We start from the raw sequence: 20992 nt of genomic DNA, 5'->3' as shown, positions 1-20992 counted from the left end.
AATTCAATGGGAGTGGTTAATCAAAAAGCCTTGCAGCACCGCAACGGGCGCAGTAAGGCTTTTTCATAGTTATATAGTATAAGCCTGAAGGCTTATTTTACAATAATCAGAGAGTAGTTCTTCTTACCCTTCTGTACAAGGAGATACTTACCATCAATAAGGTCCTCGGCTGTTACAGGCTGGTCGAAAGCTGCGAGTTTCTCCTTGTTGAGTGCAACGCCACCGCCCTTTACGAGCTTACGCATCTCACTCTTGCTTGGGAAAATCTGCATACCTTCCTGATTGAAGACATCAACTGCGGGCTGACCAAGAACATCCTTTGATACTTCATAATGTGGTACATCCTTGAACACGTCAGCGAAAGTCTGCTCATCCAACTGCAGCAAGTTTTCCTTTGTACTCTTGCCAAAGAGGATGTTAGAGGCTGCAATCGCCATATCGAGGTCTTCCTGTGAGTGAACCATACGGGTAACCTCCTCTGCAAGACGGTACTGAAGCGTACGACGACCTGGGTCCTGACGGTGCTCTTCAACGAGACTATCAATGACATCCTTCTCCAAAGAAGTGAAGATCTTGATATACTTCTCGGCATCATCATCACTGACATTCAGCCAGAACTGATAGAAAGCGTATGGTGTAGTACGGTTACGATCGAGCCAGATATTACCGCTTTCTGTCTTACCGAACTTCTTACCATCTGCCTTTGTAATCAATGGACAAGTAAGGCAATATGCCTCAGCTTCGTTGCTTAAAGTACGACGGATAAGTTCTGTACCAGTAGTCATATTACCCCACTGGTCATTACCACCCAGCTGTAACTTCACACCGAACTTATCATAGAGATAGAGGAAGTCGTAGCCCTGCAGGAGCTGATAAGTGAACTCAGTAAAGCTAAGTCCGTCACGAGCCTCACCACTAAGACGCTTCTTCACACTGTCCTTAGCCATCATATAGTTGACAGTGATGTGCTTACCAACCAACCGAGCGAAGTCAAGGAATGTAAAGTCCTTCATCCAATCGTAGTTATTCACCATCTCAGCCTTGTTAGGCTCGTTGCCATCGAAGTCAAGGAACTTGCTTACCTGCTTCTTGATAGCCTCCTGGTTATGATAAAGTGTTTCCGCATCAAGCAGGTTACGCTCCTGACTCTTACCTGAAGGGTCACCAATCATACCTGTAGCACCACCCACAAGGAGGTAAGGTTTGTGTCCGCAACGCTGCAAATGGCGCAACATCATGATACCACAAAGGTGTCCGATGTGCAAAGAGTCAGCTGTAGGGTCAGTACCCAAGTAAGCTGAAACCATTTCTTTCTGAAGCATTTCCTCTGTACCCGGCATCATCTGAGCCAGCATACCACGCCAACGGAGTTCTTCTACAAAGTTCTTCATTTATGTCTTTATACTTTAAGGAGTCAAGGGATTGAAGACGTTAAAGGCTTTCTGCCCATTCTTCACAAGCCTCAACTCTGTATTAATATTCTATATGTGAGCATCGTTAGGGTACAGGGTCATAGCCACTGCCGCCCCACGGATTACATCTTAATATACGCCAGATGGTGAGAGCCAGACCCTTGAAAGGTCCGTGCTTCAGGATAGCCTGCCTGCCGTACTCCGAACAGGTGGGTGTGAAGCGACAGGAAGGTGGCGTAAAAGGAGATATGAACTGGCGATAAAAGAGTATCGGAAGTATCAACAGCCACGATAAGCCACGTGTAAAAAGACGCCACAACCTGACAAAAACATTCTTTGACGACTGCTCATGTGATACCTTTCCGTCCATTTCCTTCTCTTCCATCAGATACGTTCTCCTATTCTTTGAAGCAGATTAGAAACCCGCTGTTCTACCGTAACAGAGTCAGCCAACTCATCTGAAAGCCATATAAAAGCAATCAGCAACTGCTTGTCTGCATACTCGTTCACACGAAGCATCACAAAACTCTTGTGCTTTCGATAAGCCTCACGCACCTGTCGTTTCACCCTGTTACGCTTCACGGCACGCTTGAAATGCTTCTTAGGAACACTGACCAGCACCTGTACTTTCGACTCATCAACATCATCTTCCGATGCTGAAGAGACTGAATTGCTTTCAACCAGTCTGTAAACAGCCTTCAAAGGGAACGCAGTCATCGCATGACTTCCACCTGCACCAAAGAGTATGTCTATGAGTCTCCTGCTGCATAGACGTTCGCCTTTCCTCAGTTTTTCTTCATGCTTTTCCATTCCTTTTCAGCCTGTAAATTCGACATACCCAGTACTGATGCCGGCTTCTCTCTCATCCTTTCAGATGGGAAAGAAGCCGTTATATCACTTATTCTTCTTCTGTTTCTCCAAGAAAGCACGCAGTGCGCCCGTCATGGAAGGATACTCCTGAGACGGAGCCTGCAGGTCAAGTTTCAATCCCTGCGCCTCAACTTCCTTGGCAGTAGCAGGACCAAAGGCTGCTATCTTTATATCCCCTTGTTTGAAGTCAGGGATATTCTCCTTCAAGGCCTTCACTCCTGTAGGGCTGAAGAACACAAGCATATCATAATCAAAGTTCTTCACTTCCTCATCTGTCAGTCCGTTACTTACCGTACGATACATCACACACTCCTTGTGCTTGAGCTTGTTTGTATCCAACAGCTTGGTCAGCGAGTCCGTATGAACAGAGCTCTGCGGAACGAGATACTTCTCAGTCTTGTGCTTGACCATCGTTGGGATAAGACTGTCTATCTTACCTGTATTTCCAAAGAACACCTTACGCTTGCGATACTGCACATACTTCTGGATGTAGAGCGCAATCGTTTCAATCACACAGAAATACTTCATATCCTCTGGGATGGTGATGCGCATTTCCTTGGCAAGATTAAAGTAATTGTCTACGGCATGGCGGGAAGTAAACACCACAGCTGTATAGTCCAGCAGGTTAACTTTCTGCTGACGGAACTCTTTCGCTGAGAGTCCTTCCACTTTAAAAAACGGTCTGAATACCAGTTCCACCCCTAAGTCCGTTGCTATATCATAGTAGGGCGACTTTTCGCTTGACGGCTTTGGTTGTGAAACCAAGATCTTTTTTATCATCTTGTCCTAAAAGTTTATTATCAAATAGTTATCTGTAATCAACAAAACGCCCCACAATACCATCAACGGCATCAATTCGAGCGCACAAAAGTACAAAATTATTTGCAGACTGGCACCGATTCTTTTGAAAAAGATGGTATAACCCTTATAAAAAGCAAGCATTTTGATAAATAACATGACAATCAGTGTATAAATCAATGCTGCGTTGAGCGACAAAGAGAAATAAACCAGTAGCAGGACGGCAGGGAACAACAGTACACCCTCAAGCGAGGAAAGGAAGAGCCAAGACCGCCTCCATCGTCCGTTATTTTTCCTATCAAAGAACACCCAGTTGACAAATCCATAGACCACATACTTGAACAGGAAATAGCCTGCGAAAATGCCAAAGAAGCATCCTATCATCCCAATCTGCGAATCGCTCTCAAGCCTGCCACTTCCACTGTCATGCGCAAAGAAGTAATAGAGAATACTTCCCAGCAAGGAGGTCTGCAGTATCAGGAAAATCTGAAAACGCACCTCAGTGTCAGTCTCCGTCATCGAATCCTTGCTGCGGCTGATGCGGAAGAAGCTCTTTATCTGCCGTTCAATGAAATTATGCGACACGGAGAATGCCACCATCGCCATCACGAAACAGCCCAGGAGCAGTGCCGTAATCGTATTGTCATTGCTTACGGCATAAGGGGCAAGAACGCCCGACACGCCGTCAGCATGTCCGTTTCCACGTCCCAGCTTGAAATACTTGTTTCCTTTGAAGTAGCCTTCTTCTGCAAATTTGAAATCCGTCAGCTGAAACGTCTTCTGCTTTTTGGGGCGCAACAAGATAGACGAGTCAGTAGCCTGACCCGCCCTTGCCACAGAATCAGCATCCGCCTTCTGTCCTGCCGCCAATGTTGATTTCAACAGCAGGGAGGGGCGAGCAATGGAATCAGTTGTCGGCATTGTCTGTTAAAGTCCGAATGTCTTTTTGATTTCGTCCACACGGTCGAGCTTTTCCCAAGTGAAAAGTTCCACATCAACCGTCTTTGTCTCGTGGTAACGACTTTCAAAGGTCTTCTTCACAACCTCATTCTTGCGTCCCATGTGACCGTAGGCAGCAGTCTCCAGATACATTGGCTGTCGCAGCTTCAGCGATTTCTCGATAGCCTTCGGACGAAGGTCAAACAGCTTCTTCACCTGTTCTGCAATTTCACCATCAGTAGCCTTTACGTGCGAACGACCGTAGGTATTCACATAAACGCTGACAGGCTCGGCAACACCAATAGCGTAAGCCAGCTGTACGAGTATCTCATCACTCACACCGGCCGCTACCATGTTCTTGGCAATGTAGCGTGCTGCATAGGCTGCAGAGCGGTCTACCTTACTTGAATCCTTACCCGAGAAGGCACCACCACCGTGACCGCCCTTACCGCCGTAAGTATCAACGATAATCTTACGACCGGTCAGACCAGTATCACCATGAGGACCGCCAATCACAAACTTACCTGTCGGATTGACAAGATACTTGATATTGTCATTGAACAGTGCGAGCACCTTCTCCGACGTAATCTGTGCCTTCACACGTGGCATCAGGATCTCAAGGACATCCTTGTAAATCTGTTCCACCATCTCCTTATCCGCCTTTAGCTGTGCCTCACGTGAGCTGTCAGCAGGCTGGATGAAGTCGTCATGCTGTGTAGAAACGACAATCGTGTCAATACGCTGCGGGATATTGTCATCGCTGTACTCCACTGTCACCTGGCTCTTGGAGTCCGGGCGGAGATAAGTCATCAGCTTGCCCTCCCTGCGGATGTCAGCCAATGTGCTCATGATGAGATGCGACAGGTCGAGCGTGACAGGCATATAACTGTCTGTCTCGTTGCAGGCATAACCGAACATCATACCCTGGTCGCCGGCTCCCTGATTGTCAGCATCACCATTGTCAACACCACGGTTGATGTCATCACTCTGCTCATGGATGGCAGAGAGAATACCACAGCTGTTGCCATCAAACTGGTATTCAGCCTTTGTATAGCCTATCCTGTTGATGGTCTTGCGGGCTATCGTCTGAAGATCAACATATTCCTTAGACCTCACCTCACCCATAATCACCACCTGTCCTGTGGTGTTAAAGGTTTCTATTGCGCAACGTGCATCCTCGTCGTATGCAAGAAACTGGTCGAGTAATGCGTCACTTATCTGATCGGCAACCTTATCTGGGTGTCCCTCAGATACAGATTCCGATGAAAACAAATATGCCATATACTTATGTTTTATATTTGATTTTACTGTTTATTTTCAGTTTAAGAGTGCAAAGTTACTGCAACTTAGCGGGATAACAAAATAAAAGCATAAGATTTATATATTATTAGGTGGTGGGTGATGGGTGACGGGTGATAGGTGATGATGGTATCTATATAAAGATGACAAACGAGAGTAGGGATTAATGGAGCGTGAATGTTAACTATTGACGGTATCTATAAAATGATGACAGACAAGGATTAAAGCAGAAGTCTACCCTATCAAACAAATTTTCTTCATGAAAAGAATTATTTTTTTTCATGAAGATAAATATTTCTTTTCGTGAAAAAAAATAATTCTTTTCATGAAGAAAATTCAACACTGATGCCCGAAAAGGGTGACAGGGCAGGTTTCAACGGGCACATCCTATCATGCGAAAGTCCGTGAACAAGCCACAGGAAAAGCTGTAGACAAAGCTCTGCAAGGTGGGACATCATGCGATTTATCGGTTTTTATTTTGCTGTTCATGCGCTTTACACTACCTTTGTAGTCCAATTAAGAAACATATAATGAGCAAGAAACATATACTTCTTATCAATGACATTGCAGGATACGGCAAGGTGGCTACGGCTGCCATGCTTCCTATCTTGTCCTATCTCGGACATCCTGTTTATAACCTTCCCACGGCTTTGGTCTCAAACACGCTTGACTATGGCAAGTTCAATATTCTTGAGACTACCGATTACATCAAGGGCGTTTTCCCCGTATGGAAGGAGCTGGGCTTCAGCTTTGACGCCATTGCAACTGGTTTCATTGCGTCAGAACGACAGGCAAAACTGGTGGCAGACTACTGCCGTGAGCAGGCTGAACGGGGTACGACAATCTTCGTTGACCCTATCATGGGCGATGAGGGAAAGCTCTATAACGGTGTTACACCAGCAACCATCAACTCCATGCGTGAGATGATCAGCGTTGCCGACCTTACTTTCCCTAATTACACCGAGGCTTGCTACCTCACGGACAGCACGTTCAATGAGGCTGGTGTCAGCAATGAAAGGGCGAAAGCACTGCTCAACGGCTTGCGAAGCATAGGTACGAAGTCGGCATTGATAACCTCCATTCTCATTGACGGTACACCTTCTGTTGCAGGATATAACCACAAGACCGACTCCTATTTCACACTTCCTTATACGGAGATTCCTTTTCATTTCCCCGGTACGGGCGACATCTTCTCAGCCATTCTCATCGGGCATCTCCTTGATGACGACCTGTTAGTGCCAAGCACACAGAAAGCTATGGATGGCGTTTACAAACTGATTGACCTCAACAAGGATAATGAGGACAAGAACAGGGGTATCCCTTTGGAAAAGTATCTTGAGGTGCTGTAAGCAGTAAATGGTCAAAGTGAGGCAGGCATTTCCTGTCAGAACCCATGACAGAACAACAGAAAGGATGGTTAAGGATGTACTTTCTTCTGTTCTGACAGCCGGACAGCAACAGCCAACAGCACTGCAGATTCGGCTCTTTTCACCTCAGGACTCTCTTCTCCTCCTCACTTCTAAAAAACAATTATGGACTGGTTCAACGCATTATTTTCCATCCCTTCTGCCCTGCAGGCAGTGGTTGTCCTCTCACTCGTGTGTGCAGTGGGACTGGGCTTAGGCAAAATCAGGATAGCAGGCATATCGCTTGGTATAGCCTTCGTGTTCTTCTTCGGTATTGCTGCAGGCAGCCTTGGACTGCATGTGGACGAACAGATGCTTAACTACTGTGAGACCTTCGGACTGGTTATCTTTGTCTATACGCTCGGACTGAGTGTAGGACCAAACTTCTTCGGTTCTTTCCGACATGAGGGGACATCGTTCAACCTCTGGTCACTGGGCGTCATCCTCCTGGGTACGGTAATGGCAGTGGTACTCTCCTATGCCATGAAAGTACCAATGTCCGACATGGTAGGTATTCTATGTGGTGCTACAACCAACACGCCGGCACTGGGTGCTGCCCAGCAGGCTTTGCAACATGTAGGTGAGAGCGGAGGGCATGCAGCACTGGCAACGGCCGTCACCTATCCCCTTGGTGTGGTAGGTGTTATCTTCGCTATGATATTTATCCGCAAGTTCTTTGTCAAACCGTCTGACCTGGTTGTGGATTCAAACGCAGATGATGACCATACTTATATCGGACAGTTTGTCGTCCTCAATCCTGCTGTCAACGGCAAGACGATAGCAGAGATAGCACAGGGGACGCATCGGAAGTTCATCATCTCACGTATATGGCGTGGTAACGATGTTATCGTTCCGATGAGTACAACGGTGCTGCACAAGAATGACAACCTGTTTGTAGCTACGAAACGGGATGAGGTTCCGGCAATGGAAATCCTCTTCGGGCAGATAGTAAAGCGTGATTTGAACAAAGAACAGATTGACTGGAACCACCTCGATTCAGAGGTGGAGAGCCGTGTCATCGTGCTGTCAAAGGGCATGCTGAACGGCAAACGGCTCGGACAACTGCATCTGCGAGATGTTTACAGCGTCAATGTGAGCCGTATCCTGCGCAGTGACATCAAACTGCTTGCCACACAGGACCTCGTCCTGCGCTATGGTGACCGCCTCACATTAGTGGGCCGTCCGGAAGCAATTGACCAGGCAGAGAAGTTCCTGGGCAACTCCGTGAAGACCCTCAACGAGCCCAATCTCGCTGTAATCTTCCTCGGCATGCTCCTCGGTCTGGCACTGGGAACTATCCCATTCTCTATCCCGGGGATGGATTCTCCTATCCGCCTGGGCATCGCCGGCGGTCCTATCATCATGGGAATCCTTGCCGGTGCCTTTGGTCCTCGCCTGCACCTCATTGCCTATACGACGCGCAGTGCTTCGCTTATGCTGCGGAAACTGGGTCTTTCACTTTATCTGGCGTGCCTCGGGCTGGATGCAGGTAAAGGCTTCCTTGCCACAGTTGTGCGCCCTGAAGGCTTACTGTGGATAGGTATGGGCTTTGCCCTTACGGTCATTCCTGTTATTATTGTGGGGATGCTCGCACTGCGTACAAAGAAGTTCGACTTTGGTACTATCTGCGGTATTCTTTGCGGCTCAATGGCTAATCCAATGGCATTAGGCTATGCAAACGACACGGTGAAGGGTGAGACGAGCAACATCAGTTACGCTACGGTCTATCCTTTGGGTATGTTCATACGGGTCATCATAGCCCAGGTGCTGGTGATGTTCTTTGTCTGACAATTTCTTTTCTGCGGTAATGATTATCAGTATTTCCCATCTGTCCGTAGGCTATTCGCCTTCCCTGCCGGTCATCTCCGACATCAATATCGAGGTGAAGAGTGGGCAGCTGACGTGCCTGATTGGGGAAAACGGCATCGGAAAATCAACGCTCCTGAAGACACTTGCAGGCTTTCTTCCGAAGATGGGAGGCGACCTGTTGCTGGACAACCGTGACATACATTCGTTCTCACAGCGGGAACTGGCACGGCAGGTGAGCATTGTCCTGACACAGAAACCCGATGTACAGAACCTTACGACAGAAGAGATAATAGGACTGGGACGCTCACCTTACACAGGCTTCTTCGGTAGGTTGCGTGCCGATGACCGTGCGGTTGTCGATGATGCCATCACTGCCGTGGGAATTGAAAAGCTCCGGGGAAGGATGATTCAGACACTCTCTGACGGTGAACGGCAGAAGGTGATGATTGCCAAAGCACTTGCCCAGCAGACGCCGGTCATACTCCTTGACGAGCCGACTGCCTTTCTTGACTTCCCGTCCAAGGCTGAAACCTTCCAGTCTTTACGGCGTATGGCACACGAACGTGACAAGCTCATCCTCCTTTCAACCCACGATTTAGAGCTTGCAGTGCGCTTTGCTGATTGTCTGCTGGAGGTGAAGGATAACGCCTTGCAGACAGTGTCAGCAGCCGATGTCAAGGCTGAAATGCGTGCTATTCTTGATCGTTGAGAGGAGTATCAGACTCTTCCAACTAAGATAGAACTACCAGCTAAATGGTTTAGACAGCTCATCCAGCAACAGCATATAAACCCATTATAAACGAATCTTCAAAACAATAAAACAAAAGGACAAATGAAAAAGAATCTATGGATAGCAACGGCTATCCTCGTTGCAGCCATAACACTCAACAGCTGTGGTACACAGCAGACTGTAACGACACCTGCAGTAACACAAGTGGTCAAGGATACAGTTGTTAACGTTGAACCCTTGAAGGATGTCATCAGTATTGCAGAAGCCTTGAATATGTATCAGAATCCTGACAAGGTGGATGCAACGACAAAGAAGTATGGCTATAAACTGAAGACGAATTATGAGGTTTATCGTCTGGATAAGTTCTCGAAAATGTATTACAAGAACTGTGTTCCTGCCAAACTTCTCACTGCTGACAAGTATGAAGACTATCCGAAACCATTGCGCAAGGGTGTGTCAAGCTACGTTGCTTTCAAGGATGGCGCCATCATCATTGCAGTGTTCAATCAGACTGCATACGACAATCTCGTGGCGCAAGTAAAGGCTGCGGGGTTCACTCTTGACATGCCGGGCAGTGAGGATATTTATACCAACGGCACCCGCACCATCGCTTGTTATAAGGATGGAAAGAGTGTGAGAATACAGTAAAACACTTCACGTTCCGTCCCTTTCATAACCAACTGCCACCGAGCGAGGGGGGGGAGTAATGGACGGGGCGTGATTGCCTTTGAGGCTGATTTAAGACAGAAAAGAGGATTACAGATGAACTTACAGATATAATCTGGCGTCTACACCCTTAATTCACGAGGTGGAGAAAAAGGAAAAGAAAGCTGACTGACGGGGTGATGCTCAGTGTGACAATGATTAGCTATCACTGAACTTTTGTCCTGTTTTTTCCTCCCATTGAATTCTATTGATGCTTAATTGCTTTTGAATTAAGCCTTAATTGACGTTCAAAAGGGCGTTAATTGAAGCCTAACTAAGGCTTAATTGAAGCCCAATTAAGCACCTTCTCTTGCACAGCTTTAGTATAAACCTGATAACCTGACAGTTACAAACGTATTTACAAGACTGATTTTATTCCCGTTTTCAGACAGGAAGAGCAACATTTATGTAAAGATATTTCAGTGTTTTAAACGCAGGAGACGCACCCTCTGTTACTCTATTTGTGAAGACTGGATGCAGTACTGAGATAATAACCAAGGGGGATTCCCGCCCTGTCCTGCCCATAAGCCTTACAAGGCGTCAGGCAAGATAATCATCATAAGTGAACTGACACCACATTACAACACCTGCACGTTCCTGCCTACTATCCTGTACAAAAAGGGAAAAGCCGATAAAATAAAAACAAGGTTGCATCATAACAGCTTGATACAACCTCGCTTTTTATATCTTTCCAAAGAACTCATCCTTTTAATACAGCCCCTGTTTATGTGCCCAGTCGAGCGCATCCTGATGCGTTGTCATCTTTACATTCTTATAGCTTCCCTCTACCGTATGGCTTGTTGAACCTGCTCTCCAAACATATTTGTAACGGAGCTCTATCTCATTCGCCCCCGTCTTTAGAAGATAAACATAACTTCCCTTCTGGAAGAAATGGTCATCATACCTATACAAACCACCAACGACAGAACCACCAGCTACCCAATCGCCGCCCTTTGTTAAGTCAACAATTTTTCCTGCCTGGCTCTTAGGAATAGAGAAACTAACAAATTTACCTGAGATACCCAATGGATAGTTAACACCTATCCTACCTTCAAAATCACTGTAAAGAACAGGACTTACCCCATTATCCACATCATTATCATTATCACTGCTACAAGCACTGAAACTGAAACACATTACCATTGCAAAGGCACTGGCTACAAGGGCATAAGCCCATCTCTTAATACTTTTACACATAAAGTTAATCATTAATAGTTAATTCATCTGCAAAGATAACACATAATATCAAGAACGGGCAGGGTTTTATCATTTTTTTTCAGTTGATGTTTATGATTACAAACATTGAATTAAGGGTCAGAAGTTACCGTTATATTACGAATTTTGAACTTCAAATTTTGAACTTTGGACTTTGAATTATGAATTAACCACCCCGCTCCTGCCGTTATTCCGCTGATTTTCCGTAACTTTGCAGACAGATAAAAAGAAATTAAAGATGAAGATAGAAGAGCAAATTACCGTTGCTGCACTCGCAGCTGTCAAGGAATTGTACGGAACAGAAGTTCCTGAAAAGATGATTCAGCTGCAGAAGACACGCAGCGACTTCGAGGGTAACCTCACACTCGTCACCTTCCCACTGCTGAAGACTTCACACAAGAAGCCTGAAGATACCGCACAGGACTTAGGCGAATACCTGAAGAAGAACTGCAAGGCTGTGGCTGACTTCAACGTCGTAAAGGGCTTCCTCAACCTCGTTATTGCACAGTCTGCATGGACAGGACTGTTGAATGACATCAATGCTGACGAGAAGTTTGGCGAGAAGCGTGTGACAGATGAGAGTCCGCTGGTGATGATTGAATACTCTTCACCTAACACCAACAAGCCACTTCACCTCGGTCACGTTCGTAACAACCTCCTTGGTTGGTCATTGGCACAGATTATGGAGGCCAACGGCAACAAGGTGGTAAAGACGAATATCGTTAATGACCGTGGTATTCACATCTGTAAGTCAATGCTGGCTTGGCAGAAGTGGGGCAATGGTATCACACCAGAGCAGGCTGGCAAGAAGGGCGACCACTTGATTGGTGACTTCTATGTTCTCTTCGACAAGCACTTCAAAGAGGAGTGCAAGCAACTTCAGGAGCAGTATGAGAAAGAGGGTATGACAGCCGATGAGGCAAAAGCAAAGGCTGAACACGAAGCTCCACTGATGAAGGAAGCACACGACATGCTCGTGAAGTGGGAAGCTAACGACCCTGAAATTCGCGGCTTGTGGGAAATGATGAACAACTGGGTATATGCCGGTTTTGATGAGACTTACAAGGCGATGGGCGTTGGCTTCGATAAGATTTACTACGAATCAAGCACTTATCTCGCTGGAAAGAAGAAGGTGGAAGAAGGTCTTGAGAAGGGTCTCTTCATCCGTAAGGAAGACAACTCCGTATGGGCTGACCTCACGGATGAGGGCTTGGACCAGAAACTTCTTTTGCGTAAGGACGGTACATCGGTTTATATGACACAGGATATTGGTACTGCAGAGATGCGTTTCAATGACTACCCTATCGACAAGATGATTTATGTTGTTGGCAATGAGCAGAACTACCACTTCCAGGTTCTCTCTATCCTCTTGGATCGTTTAGGCTTCAAGTGGGGTAAGGACCTTGTACACTTCTCATACGGTATGGTTGAATTGCCAAACGGTAAGATGAAGAGTCGTGAGGGAACAGTTGTCGATGCAGACGACCTTGTTGCTTCAATGATTGAGAATGCGAAGAGTCTTAGTGAGGATAAGGTGAACAAACTGGAAGGTATCACTGACGAAGAGAAGAACGAGATTGCACGTATCGTGGGTATGGGTGCCTTGAAGTACTTCATCCTTAAGGTCGATGCACGCAAGAATATGCTCTTTAACCCAGAGGAGTCTATCGACTTCAATGGTAATACAGGACCATTCATCCAGTACACCTACGCACGTATCCGCAGTATTCTCCGTAAAGCTGAGGCACAGAATATCACCTTACCTGCATCACTTAACGACGATGCTCCACTGAACGACAAGGAGATTGCACTCATCCAGAAGCTCAACGACTTCGGTGCTGCTGTCGCTCAGGCTGGTATTGACTATAGCCCAAGTGGCATTGCAAACTACTGCTACGAGCTGACAAAGGAATTCAATCAGTTCTATCATGACTACAGCATTCTCAATGCTGATACCGAAGCTGAGAAGATTACCCGCCTTGTGATTGCGAAGAACGTGGCAAAGGTCATCAAGAACGGTATGGCATTGCTCGGTATTGAAGTGCCTGAGAGGATGTAAAGCCCCACCCCGCCCTCCCCAAAAGGGGAGGGAGACAAATAGGGTAAGGTGGGATAAGGATTTTATATGGTGAGATTATGTACATCTATGAAACAGCTGATGAGATAGAGTATGAACTGCTGAAAGCAAATGCTATCAAGAACAGGAAGCACTCTACACAAGCAGAAAACCTACTTTGGTTATACCTAAAAGGAAAACAAAGTGGCCACAAGTTTCGTAGACAACATATCATCGGACAATATATTGCTGACTTCATCAACCTTAAATATAAGCTTATTGTTGAAATAGATGGTAAGTATCATTTTAATGATGAACAGATTATAAAGGATGAGGAACGGACTCATAACCTTAAGCAATGGGGCTATACTGTTATCCGATTCACTAACGAGGAAGTCTTCAACCATAGGGAAGAAGTTATCCGGAAGATTAAAGAAACTATAATGGCAATAGACTCACATAATACAATCCAAACAGGTGATTCTCCACCAAAGAGTCCATCAAGTTCTCAAACTAACACTCAGTCTGGCTTCCAACCACAGCAGACTGGGGCTTCCCCCCTTTCGGGAGGATTGAGGGGGGCTGGTGCTTGGGCTGTTGATGCCGCTTGTTCTGGCAACCCGGGACCGATGGAGTATCAATGTGTTGACCTGCAAACTGGTGCAAGAGTTTTCCATTTTGGTCCGGTTATGGGAACAAATAACATTGGTGAGTTCCTCGCCATTGTCCATGCTTTGGCACTGATGGAGAAGCAGGGAATAAACGATAAGGTTATTTACAGCGACTCCTATAATGCCATCTTATGGGTAAACAAAAAGCGTTGTAAGACTACTTTTGTCCGCAATGCAGAAACTGAAGAGCTCCATCAAATCATTGCACGTGCCGAACATTGGCTGCAGACGCATAAGGTAACGACACCTATTATAAAGTGGGAAACGAGGCAGTGGGGTGAGATACCTGCCGACTTCGGAAGGAAATAAAGCCCCACCCCGACCCTCCCCAAAGGGGGAGGGAGACAAATTCGCTTAAGATTTGGTACAATAAGCTCTTTTGAAAATAACAATAGACTCCCCCCAAGGGGGAGGGAGACAAATTTGCTTAAGATTTGGTACAATAAGCTGTTTCGAGAATAACGATAGAAATAAAAAGCTCCAATAAGTTTTCACTTACTGGAGCTTTTTTATTATTTCCCTTAAAACCTTCCTCGGCGTAATCATAAAGAGGAATTATATCAGATAGTAGTGGAAAACTATCACTATAAAGTTATCCTAACTGGTTTCCGTCAGGCACTCCCCTCCCTTTGGAGGGGCTGGGGGAGGCTTTTGTCGGGAGGCTTTCTTATCCGTAGATAATATTACCGTTCTCGTCCTTATACTCATCGAGACCCTTCTCGTATGTAGCCATAGCACGGAGACTCATACCCACATTTGAGAAACCACCATCGTGGTAGAGGTTCTGCATTGTCACCTTACGGGTGAGGTCAGAGAACATTACGATACAATAGTCAGCACACTCATCAGCACTTGCGTTGCCCAATGGAGACATACGGTCAGCGAAGTCGAAGAGCTTATCCATACCCTTCACACCTGAACCTGCAGTTGTCATCGTAGGTGACTGAGAAATTGTATTGATACGTACATGCTTCTCACGACCGTAAATATAACCGAAGCTACGACCGATACTCTCAAGCAATGCCTTAGCATCAGCCATATCGTTGTAACCGTAGAAGGTACGCTGAGCAGCTACGTAAGAGAGCGCAAGGATTGAACCATATTCATTGATAGCATCAAGTTTCTTGGCACTCTGAATCATCTTGTGGAATGAAACAGCAGAAATATCAAGCGTACTGTCAAGCATCTTGTAGTCCAGATCATCGTATGTACGATGCTTGCGCACGTTCGGAGACATACCGATAGAGTGCAGAACGAAGTCAATCTTGCCACCCAGAACTTCCATTGAACGCTTAAAAACGTTCTCCAAATCCTCTACATTGGTCGCATCAGCAGGAATAACCTCACAGTTCAGCTTCTCTGACAGAGCACTGACAGTACCCATTCTCACTGCGATTGGAGTATTTGACAAGGTGATAGTAGCACCTTCCTCCACTGCCTTTTCTGCAACTTTCCATGCGATAGACTTCTCGTTGAGGGCTCCGAAAACAATACCTCTTTTACCTTTTAATAAATTGTAACTCATAATCTTCGTTATTCAAATTTGGTGTAAAGGTAAACAAAAAAGGTTGATTTGCCAAGGATTTACACATAAATATCACCCGAATGCTATCTAAGCGTGTCAATATGAGCCTGTTAAGAACCTGTTTGAAAAACACTGGCAAGAACCGTCAAGAGAGCCTTCACTGCCACAACGACGGCACCTTGCAGCATTATTCAGCCTTATCATCTTTACCCTCTTACAACAACAAGACCTCACCTTATCCATACATTGCCAAAAGAGCCATTACCGAAGATGGCAAAGAACAAAAAAACGGACCAGTCAGAATTATCCGACAGGTCCGGCTCATACCTTTTCCGGTTTATCATCCTATCAGTCTTCAGCCTTATTCAAGCTCAATAATTCCGTCCTTGCTTACTTTCAGACGGGACTTGTCCTGTGGCGAAGCTGACTGTTTCTTCTGTTGTCTGACAGGCGTCCCCTTGCGGTCAGGCGTCTTGCTGACAGCCGGACGTGCAGCAACCTTCCTGTCCTGTCTGACAGATGTAGTGCGCGATACCCCTGCAGTCTTTGACTTGAACGGGATGATCTTTTTGCTCTTGATATAAGAAAGACCGTCCGGATCCACTTCATAACCAATACAGACAAGCCCTTTCTGCGTGGCGAACGTATCAGCTAACAAGGCTCCGTCCTTATACCTTTCTCTCCGGATTATCTTCCCATGTTCATCATATATATACATCATACCGTGTTCGACACCATTACGAAAATTAGCTATACAATGTAAAACGGGCTTTTTGCCGGCATCTTTTCGCACTGTGTATTTTATGCACTTACCATCTATTTTTCCCTTACGGTATTCAATAATCAATTCAACGTCCCCATTCTGGTAAAAAACCTCTTTACCATCCTTATACCCGTCCTTATAATCTCTTTCCGATGCAATCAATCCGTTTTCATCAAAATCAACCCAATGCCCTTCCTGCCTGCCAGTCTGGACATTCCGATAATAGATAGACTTAACCTGTCCATTCGCACCCTTACCAATATACTTCTTAATCTGTGCTTTCCCCGCAAGCGGTAAAACCAACAGCAGGAGCAGCAACATTTTGTTCTTTTTCATAATCGCATCAATTTTAATACTCCTTTTCAAAGCTCAAAACAATGAATATTCCTCATTCCTAATTCTTCACTCCTTACTCCTCATTCTTCCTCATCATCGAATTATTTTCATGAAAAGAAATATTTTTCTTCATGAAAAGAAATATTTTTTTTCATGTAAATAAATTCTTCTCATCATGAAAATAATTTGCAGCTGACGATTGACTGTGTTGCAAAATACACCAGGACACGTTCCATTTATCCACAAGCATAATGTTTACTACGCCCATATCCGATTGCCCAATCTCGGCATCCTGTTACTTGGTGATGCTATAATCATCCGGGAACTTATAATGACATTTCCAACTGCCTTTCTGCAAGTCAAGGCTGTAGCAATAGTTCTCATCGCCTTTATTCTTGATTTCCTTTACACCTCCGAGCCATATCTTCTGTTTGTCACGGATAGCCTCATCCACTTTAATACGAGTATCAGGTGACTGCGTCCAGATGACATTTCCCTTGGTATTCCACAGCTGGAAAACCGTTGGAGCATTATCGGAAATATTCGGATGATAGACTATCAGAACATACTGGTTATCCTGATAGATAACCTTTGCATTAAAGGCTGGGAACCAGTCGGATACAGGTTGGACATCAATTATCCGCTCTCCCTCGTCATAATATTGTCTTCCATTTGTCAATGGGATGAATATATTTTGCGGATCACCAAGATGAAACTTGATTTTCAGACGGCACAGCCGATACTTCCCTCCTGCATCTGTCCGGGAATTTGCATTCTCCTTCTCAAGCCTGTAATAGACACTGTCGCGTATCTCACCGTTCAGTTCTGCCGGAGGTAACTTTGATGCATACGAGAAGGCATCTTCCGTATAGAGTCGCCCTGTTGCCGGGAAGAAGTAATAGGTTACTGCAAGGTTGTTGGTTACCTTGAACCCCTCTCCGAAGCGATCATCAAGTATGTCTATCATTGATATTCCTGAACTCAGAGCAGGCTTTCCACTAAAGAACTTCTTGCCAGTCTCCGTCATGCTGAGCGCATCAGGGTCTATCTCGAAGATATAACGATTGGGAACCGCAAGATACCACCGTTTTGCCTGATGGAAATAAGCCAGGTTTCCCCGATATATATCCATTCTGTCCTGCCTCTCGGCTTCCTCTTCCGAGACAAGGAGCTTGTCTGTCATTACTGCACCGGTATTTGCATCACGGAACCCATAGTAGATTCCGTCAGTGTAATTGCTGTTGTACCCGAAATCACGCCTACAGATATAGAAGAAACAAGGCTTTCCCTTATGCAGCATTGGAACGATAGCGTCGTAGTTGTCTGACACCTTTACAGAATCCTTATCGCTGGAGAATATGGAATCTGTAGAATTGGTACAGGTTAATGTCATAAAAAGAAGAAAGCCCACGACAAAACAGATATAGAATATCCAGGCAAACCTATCGGAAAAAGAACTGCTGCTATTGGATTGAGGACAACGGTAGCTATATTCATGATGATGATTGACATTGATGTTTATGTCATCATCATCTATATAATATTCCGTCCCGCAGTTCTGGCAGAGATAGCGTTTGGCATCAAGTTGTGTGTGCAGCCCACTGCCGCAATTCGGACATTTTACTGGTTTTATCTTAGTTCCCATTTAAATCTTTACAGAGTTATGATTTCTTGGTGTAATGCAGTGTCAGACTGGTCAATACAACCTGCACGGCTGTCAATACCACAAACATGATGACCCACCAGTTATCCGTCAGATGTTCAGGCGCAAGCAATCCGCCCACATACTCTATGATTCCGATGACAAAGAATACAAAACCTAAGCTCATGCGGTGGGTGCTTTCTGCACGGAAAAGGAAGAGCAGGATTATCAGAAGTGTGTTGACAAGAATGGCAAGACTGGTAAACAGCATGTTTGCCAGCGGATAAGCTGACAGCAGCAGTCCAGCGATGACATTCACACAGAGTATGACTACTGCCGGAATAATTACCTTCTTCATAATTTCGATAGTATTTCGTTCTTCTTCTGTTCGTATTCATCTTCTGTGATGAGCTGCTCGTCAAAGAGTGTCTTCAGCTTACGGAGACGCTCCGTAGCATCACCTCCGGCAGCCATACCCGCACCCTGCGTCTTGAAGATGTCCTGTGCCAGCTGCAGTCCTGCACCGATCTGCAATCCTGCTCCAGCCAGTCCGCCCTCGTTTCGGGCAGCTTCACGAAGTGCTTCCAGCTTCTGCAAGCCTGCATAATCGAGGTCAACCTCGGCTGCAGCCCGCTTTTCCGTGGTCATGTCGGCAATCCGTCCGATACGTTCCATCGTATCGTCATCGAAGGTAACAGAGTTGATGCGGAAGTCGGTAAGTGTCAGACCTAAGCGTGCCAGCTCTTCCGCTGTCTTGTACTTCAACTCGCCAGACATCTCCATGATGTGCGTGTCGACCTCACGATAAGGATAAGCCTTGACAGCAAGGAAGGAAGTCAAGGGTGCTATGATGCGGGATGAAACAAGTTCCTGCACATCCGAAGCATAATAGTTGCTGACAGGTCCGAGCAGTGTGACAAACATCTTCTCGGGATTGGATATAGCCACAGAGAAGTTACCACAGGCACCAAGGGTGACAGGGAGTTTATAGTCAGGCTCCATGTATTTCACAGGTGATGGCGTTCCCCATAGAATGTTCACCATCTCAGCAGTACGGAAGAAAAAGAAACGCATCTTGTGTTCGCTCTCTGTCCGCTGTGCAAGATTGAGCAGTGTGGTGATAAAAGGATGGTTGGCAGTCTCCATCTCGTAGACACCAGGTTCGGCAAGCGTACCCATAACCTTTCCATCATACACGACAATGCAGCCCTGTCCGGGTGCAACGATGAGTTTACTTGCATTCTTTATCTCATCAGTTGTGGTTTCCATCTGATGAAACAATAGGTCAGCACCCTGCTCTTTCCATTCGATGACAGTACGGAGCTGCCGTTTGAAAAGGTCTTTTAATCCCATAGACTATTGATTATTATTGGAAAATCTTTAATTCTTCTGGCTGCAAGACGGCGTGTTCCGCCTTACTATCCAATGCAAATGTAGTGATTTGCATTGGAAACAGCAAGAAAAACATGTAAAATGGTAGTCCTTCAGTGTATCAGCCTTGTGACTGCGGCTGTGTCTTATCCAGAATCTGTCATCGCCGATTATGAAAACAGAATATCACAAACCGCATCTATAACAGGCGTTGATAATGATGTTATCGGTGGTTGGTAATCATTCAGCAAGTGCCCTGTTTGATACTTCAGAAAGTCCCACTCTCCTATCGGGAATGGTCTTTCATGAATGTTTCCAACTGTTTCCGGTGGACAGCCCCAGTCTCTTTGCCTATCTGGAGCAGTGCAGCTATTGCCTTCGGCTTGAAGTTTGTGACGCCATAAGAACCCAAATCGGGATTAATGTAAAGGTCGGCTTGCGTTCGGTTGATATTATATTTCTTTATATCAGGACGTTCCGCCAACCATTTCAGGACACCACCCATTCCCTTCAGAAAGGCGAAAGGCGAACGATAATCATCATGTTTGCGCTGCTGAAGGTCTATGGCAATAACAATATCCGCCCCCATCATCCGCACAACATCAACTGGAAGATTATTGCCCATACCGCCATCCACCAGCATCAGCGTGTCCAGCTGCACGGGCTTGAACGCACCGGGGATAGCCATACTGGCACGCATATTACGCGCCAAAGAGCCTGTGTCGAGTATTATTTCTTGTTGACGACGAATGTCAAAGGCTACACACGAGAAGGGAACAGCCTTTTTTACGATGCCACGACGAACTGGGGAATGTCTGACGAGGGAGTCAAGGAAGGTATAAACGTGGTCGCCATGTAACATTCCAAAGCCTTTCTTATCATTCGCATCAGTCTTTCTCCGCACAGGAAAGCCGAAGAGATAGACTACTCCATCTTCTTCCTTATAGACCTTCCCGACAAGTGTTGTATCCCTGTCTGCCAAAAGTGCCAGCCAATTCTGCGAACGAAAGAGTTTCTCGAGGTCGTCCGCACGATAGCCCTGCGAGTACAATCCGCCTATAATCGCTCCTATACTTGTCCCTGCGATATAGTCAACAGGAATCTTTGCCCGCTCTAATTCCTTCAGTATCCCTATGGTTGCAGCACCTTTCGCACCACCACCTCCAAGCACAAGTCCTACCTTCGGGCGGTCTTTACCGTCTTTATTCTTCTGCTGTGCCATCACAGATAGTCCACAGCATATCAGCATCAGAAATACAAGAAAACATTTCTTCATAGCGACAAAAGTAATGTTTTTCCAAGAGAAAAGCGTGGTTTTCACTTTTATTCTTGCTTTTCTTTCCTTTTCAACCTCCAGCCTAATCGCAAAAAAAAGCAACTTGTTCAACCGTCAATCCGTCAATTCGTCAACTTCTTAACAAGCAACTTGTTCACCCGTCAACTTG

At 45.8% G+C, this 20992-nt stretch carries 20 protein-coding genes and 1 pseudogene; 8 read left to right on the top strand and 13 right to left on the bottom strand.

The window, feature by feature from the left end:
- Window positions 1-92 precede the first annotated feature (92 nt).
- The 6 genes from tyrS to metK form a co-directional block, all read right to left on the bottom strand.
- On the bottom strand, window positions 93-1391 hold the full coding sequence (tyrS, locus tag ADJ77_RS07225) for a tyrosine--tRNA ligase (protein ID WP_050696187.1): 1299 nt from the start codon (window positions 1389-1391) through the stop codon (window positions 93-95).
- Window positions 1392-1497: 106 nt separating this feature from the next.
- Window positions 1498-1782: a membrane protein insertion efficiency factor YidD gene (yidD, locus tag ADJ77_RS07220; RefSeq protein ID WP_394330593.1), complete on the bottom strand. Its 285-nt coding sequence runs from the start codon at window positions 1780-1782 to the stop codon at window positions 1498-1500.
- A 14-nt stretch (window positions 1783-1796) separates the two neighbouring features.
- Window positions 1797-2222 carry a ribonuclease P protein component gene (locus tag ADJ77_RS07215; RefSeq protein ID WP_025077756.1) on the bottom strand — a complete coding sequence of 142 codons (426 nt, stop codon included), beginning with the start codon at window positions 2220-2222 and terminating at the stop codon, window positions 1797-1799.
- Window positions 2223-2306: 84 nt separating this feature from the next.
- Window positions 2307-3062 carry a uroporphyrinogen-III synthase gene (locus tag ADJ77_RS07210; RefSeq protein ID WP_050696186.1) on the bottom strand — a complete coding sequence of 252 codons (756 nt, stop codon included), beginning with the start codon at window positions 3060-3062 and terminating at the stop codon, window positions 2307-2309.
- 6 nt (window positions 3063-3068) lie between these two features.
- Complete coding sequence (locus tag ADJ77_RS07205; RefSeq protein WP_050696185.1) at window positions 3069-4001, bottom strand: DUF4271 domain-containing protein; 933 nt, start codon at window positions 3999-4001, stop codon at window positions 3069-3071.
- Window positions 4002-4007: 6 nt separating this feature from the next.
- Complete coding sequence (gene metK / locus ADJ77_RS07200) at window positions 4008-5300, bottom strand: methionine adenosyltransferase (RefSeq protein ID WP_025077755.1); 1293 nt, start codon at window positions 5298-5300, stop codon at window positions 4008-4010.
- A gap of 548 nt (window positions 5301-5848) precedes the next feature.
- On the opposite strand from metK, the gene ADJ77_RS07195 reads away from it, so the two are divergent.
- The 4 genes from ADJ77_RS07195 (at window position 5849) to ADJ77_RS07180 (ending at window position 9911) form a co-directional block, all read left to right on the top strand.
- Complete coding sequence (locus tag ADJ77_RS07195; protein ID WP_025077754.1) at window positions 5849-6667, top strand: pyridoxamine kinase; 819 nt, start codon at window positions 5849-5851, stop codon at window positions 6665-6667.
- A 183-nt stretch (window positions 6668-6850) separates the two neighbouring features.
- Window positions 6851-8512 carry a putative transporter gene (locus ADJ77_RS07190; protein WP_025077753.1) on the top strand — a complete coding sequence of 554 codons (1662 nt, stop codon included), beginning with the start codon at window positions 6851-6853 and terminating at the stop codon, window positions 8510-8512.
- A 19-nt stretch (window positions 8513-8531) separates the two neighbouring features.
- Window positions 8532-9242: an ABC transporter ATP-binding protein gene (locus tag ADJ77_RS07185; protein WP_025077752.1), complete on the top strand. Its 711-nt coding sequence runs from the start codon at window positions 8532-8534 to the stop codon at window positions 9240-9242.
- Between the two features lie 123 nt (window positions 9243-9365).
- Entirely contained in the window at window positions 9366-9911 is a 546-nt protein-coding gene (locus ADJ77_RS07180) for a hypothetical protein (protein WP_025077751.1), read from the top strand.
- A gap of 765 nt (window positions 9912-10676) precedes the next feature.
- Here ADJ77_RS07180 and ADJ77_RS07175 read toward each other — a convergent pair.
- The gene (locus ADJ77_RS07175) at window positions 10677-11165 is read right to left on the bottom strand and encodes a hypothetical protein (RefSeq protein WP_050696184.1); all 489 of its coding nucleotides are present in this window, start codon (window positions 11163-11165) and stop codon (window positions 10677-10679) included.
- A 256-nt stretch (window positions 11166-11421) separates the two neighbouring features.
- Here ADJ77_RS07175 and argS point away from each other — a divergent pair, with 256 nt between their 5' ends.
- The 3 genes and pseudogenes from argS to ADJ77_RS14475 all read left to right on the top strand — a co-directional run bounded on the left by argS (window position 11422) and on the right by ADJ77_RS14475 (window position 14219).
- A complete protein-coding gene (gene argS, locus ADJ77_RS07170) occupies window positions 11422-13242 on the top strand; it encodes an arginine--tRNA ligase (RefSeq protein ID WP_025077750.1) in 1821 nt (606 codons plus the stop codon).
- Between the two features lie 77 nt (window positions 13243-13319).
- Window positions 13320-13622 (top strand): annotated as a pseudogene (locus ADJ77_RS14480) (endonuclease domain-containing protein); the annotation flags it as partial.
- Window positions 13623-13682: 60 nt separating this feature from the next.
- Window positions 13683-14219: an RNase H family protein gene (locus ADJ77_RS14475; RefSeq protein ID WP_394330592.1), complete on the top strand. Its 537-nt coding sequence runs from the start codon at window positions 13683-13685 to the stop codon at window positions 14217-14219.
- 358 nt (window positions 14220-14577) lie between these two features.
- On the opposite strand, the gene ADJ77_RS07160 is transcribed toward ADJ77_RS14475, so the two are convergent.
- The 5 genes from ADJ77_RS07160 to ADJ77_RS07140 all read right to left on the bottom strand — a co-directional run bounded on the left by ADJ77_RS07160 (window position 14578) and on the right by ADJ77_RS07140 (window position 19529).
- Window positions 14578-15435, bottom strand: coding sequence for an enoyl-ACP reductase FabI (locus ADJ77_RS07160; RefSeq protein ID WP_025077748.1), 858 nt, complete (start codon window positions 15433-15435; stop codon window positions 14578-14580).
- A 361-nt stretch (window positions 15436-15796) separates the two neighbouring features.
- Window positions 15797-16534, bottom strand: coding sequence for a toxin-antitoxin system YwqK family antitoxin (locus ADJ77_RS07155; protein WP_042740819.1), 738 nt, complete (start codon window positions 16532-16534; stop codon window positions 15797-15799).
- Window positions 16535-16829: 295 nt separating this feature from the next.
- The gene (locus ADJ77_RS07150; protein WP_025077746.1) at window positions 16830-18179 is read right to left on the bottom strand and encodes a hypothetical protein; all 1350 of its coding nucleotides are present in this window, start codon (window positions 18177-18179) and stop codon (window positions 16830-16832) included.
- A 16-nt stretch (window positions 18180-18195) separates the two neighbouring features.
- Complete coding sequence (locus ADJ77_RS07145) at window positions 18196-18534, bottom strand: hypothetical protein (RefSeq protein WP_025077745.1); 339 nt, start codon at window positions 18532-18534, stop codon at window positions 18196-18198.
- Window positions 18531-19529, bottom strand: coding sequence for an SPFH domain-containing protein (locus ADJ77_RS07140; protein ID WP_025077744.1), 999 nt, complete (start codon window positions 19527-19529; stop codon window positions 18531-18533). Before ADJ77_RS07140 ends, ADJ77_RS07145 begins: the two co-directional genes overlap by 4 nt.
- Before the next feature lie 120 nt (window positions 19530-19649).
- Here ADJ77_RS07140 and ADJ77_RS13775 point away from each other — a divergent pair, with 120 nt between their 5' ends.
- A complete protein-coding gene (locus ADJ77_RS13775; RefSeq protein WP_154663388.1) occupies window positions 19650-19787 on the top strand; it encodes a hypothetical protein in 138 nt (45 codons plus the stop codon).
- A gap of 46 nt (window positions 19788-19833) precedes the next feature.
- Here the strand turns inward: ADJ77_RS13775 and ADJ77_RS07135 are convergent, their stop codons facing one another.
- Window positions 19834-20823 (bottom strand): patatin-like phospholipase family protein, encoded by a 990-nt coding sequence (locus ADJ77_RS07135; protein WP_025077743.1) that lies wholly within the window; start codon window positions 20821-20823, stop codon window positions 19834-19836.
- Between the last annotated feature and the right edge of the window lie 169 nt (window positions 20824-20992).

It is taken from the genome of Prevotella fusca JCM 17724, assembly GCF_001262015.1.
Taxonomy (GTDB): Bacteria; Bacteroidota; Bacteroidia; order Bacteroidales; family Bacteroidaceae; genus Prevotella; species Prevotella fusca.
This window is presented reverse-complemented; position numbering and strand designations above follow the sequence as displayed.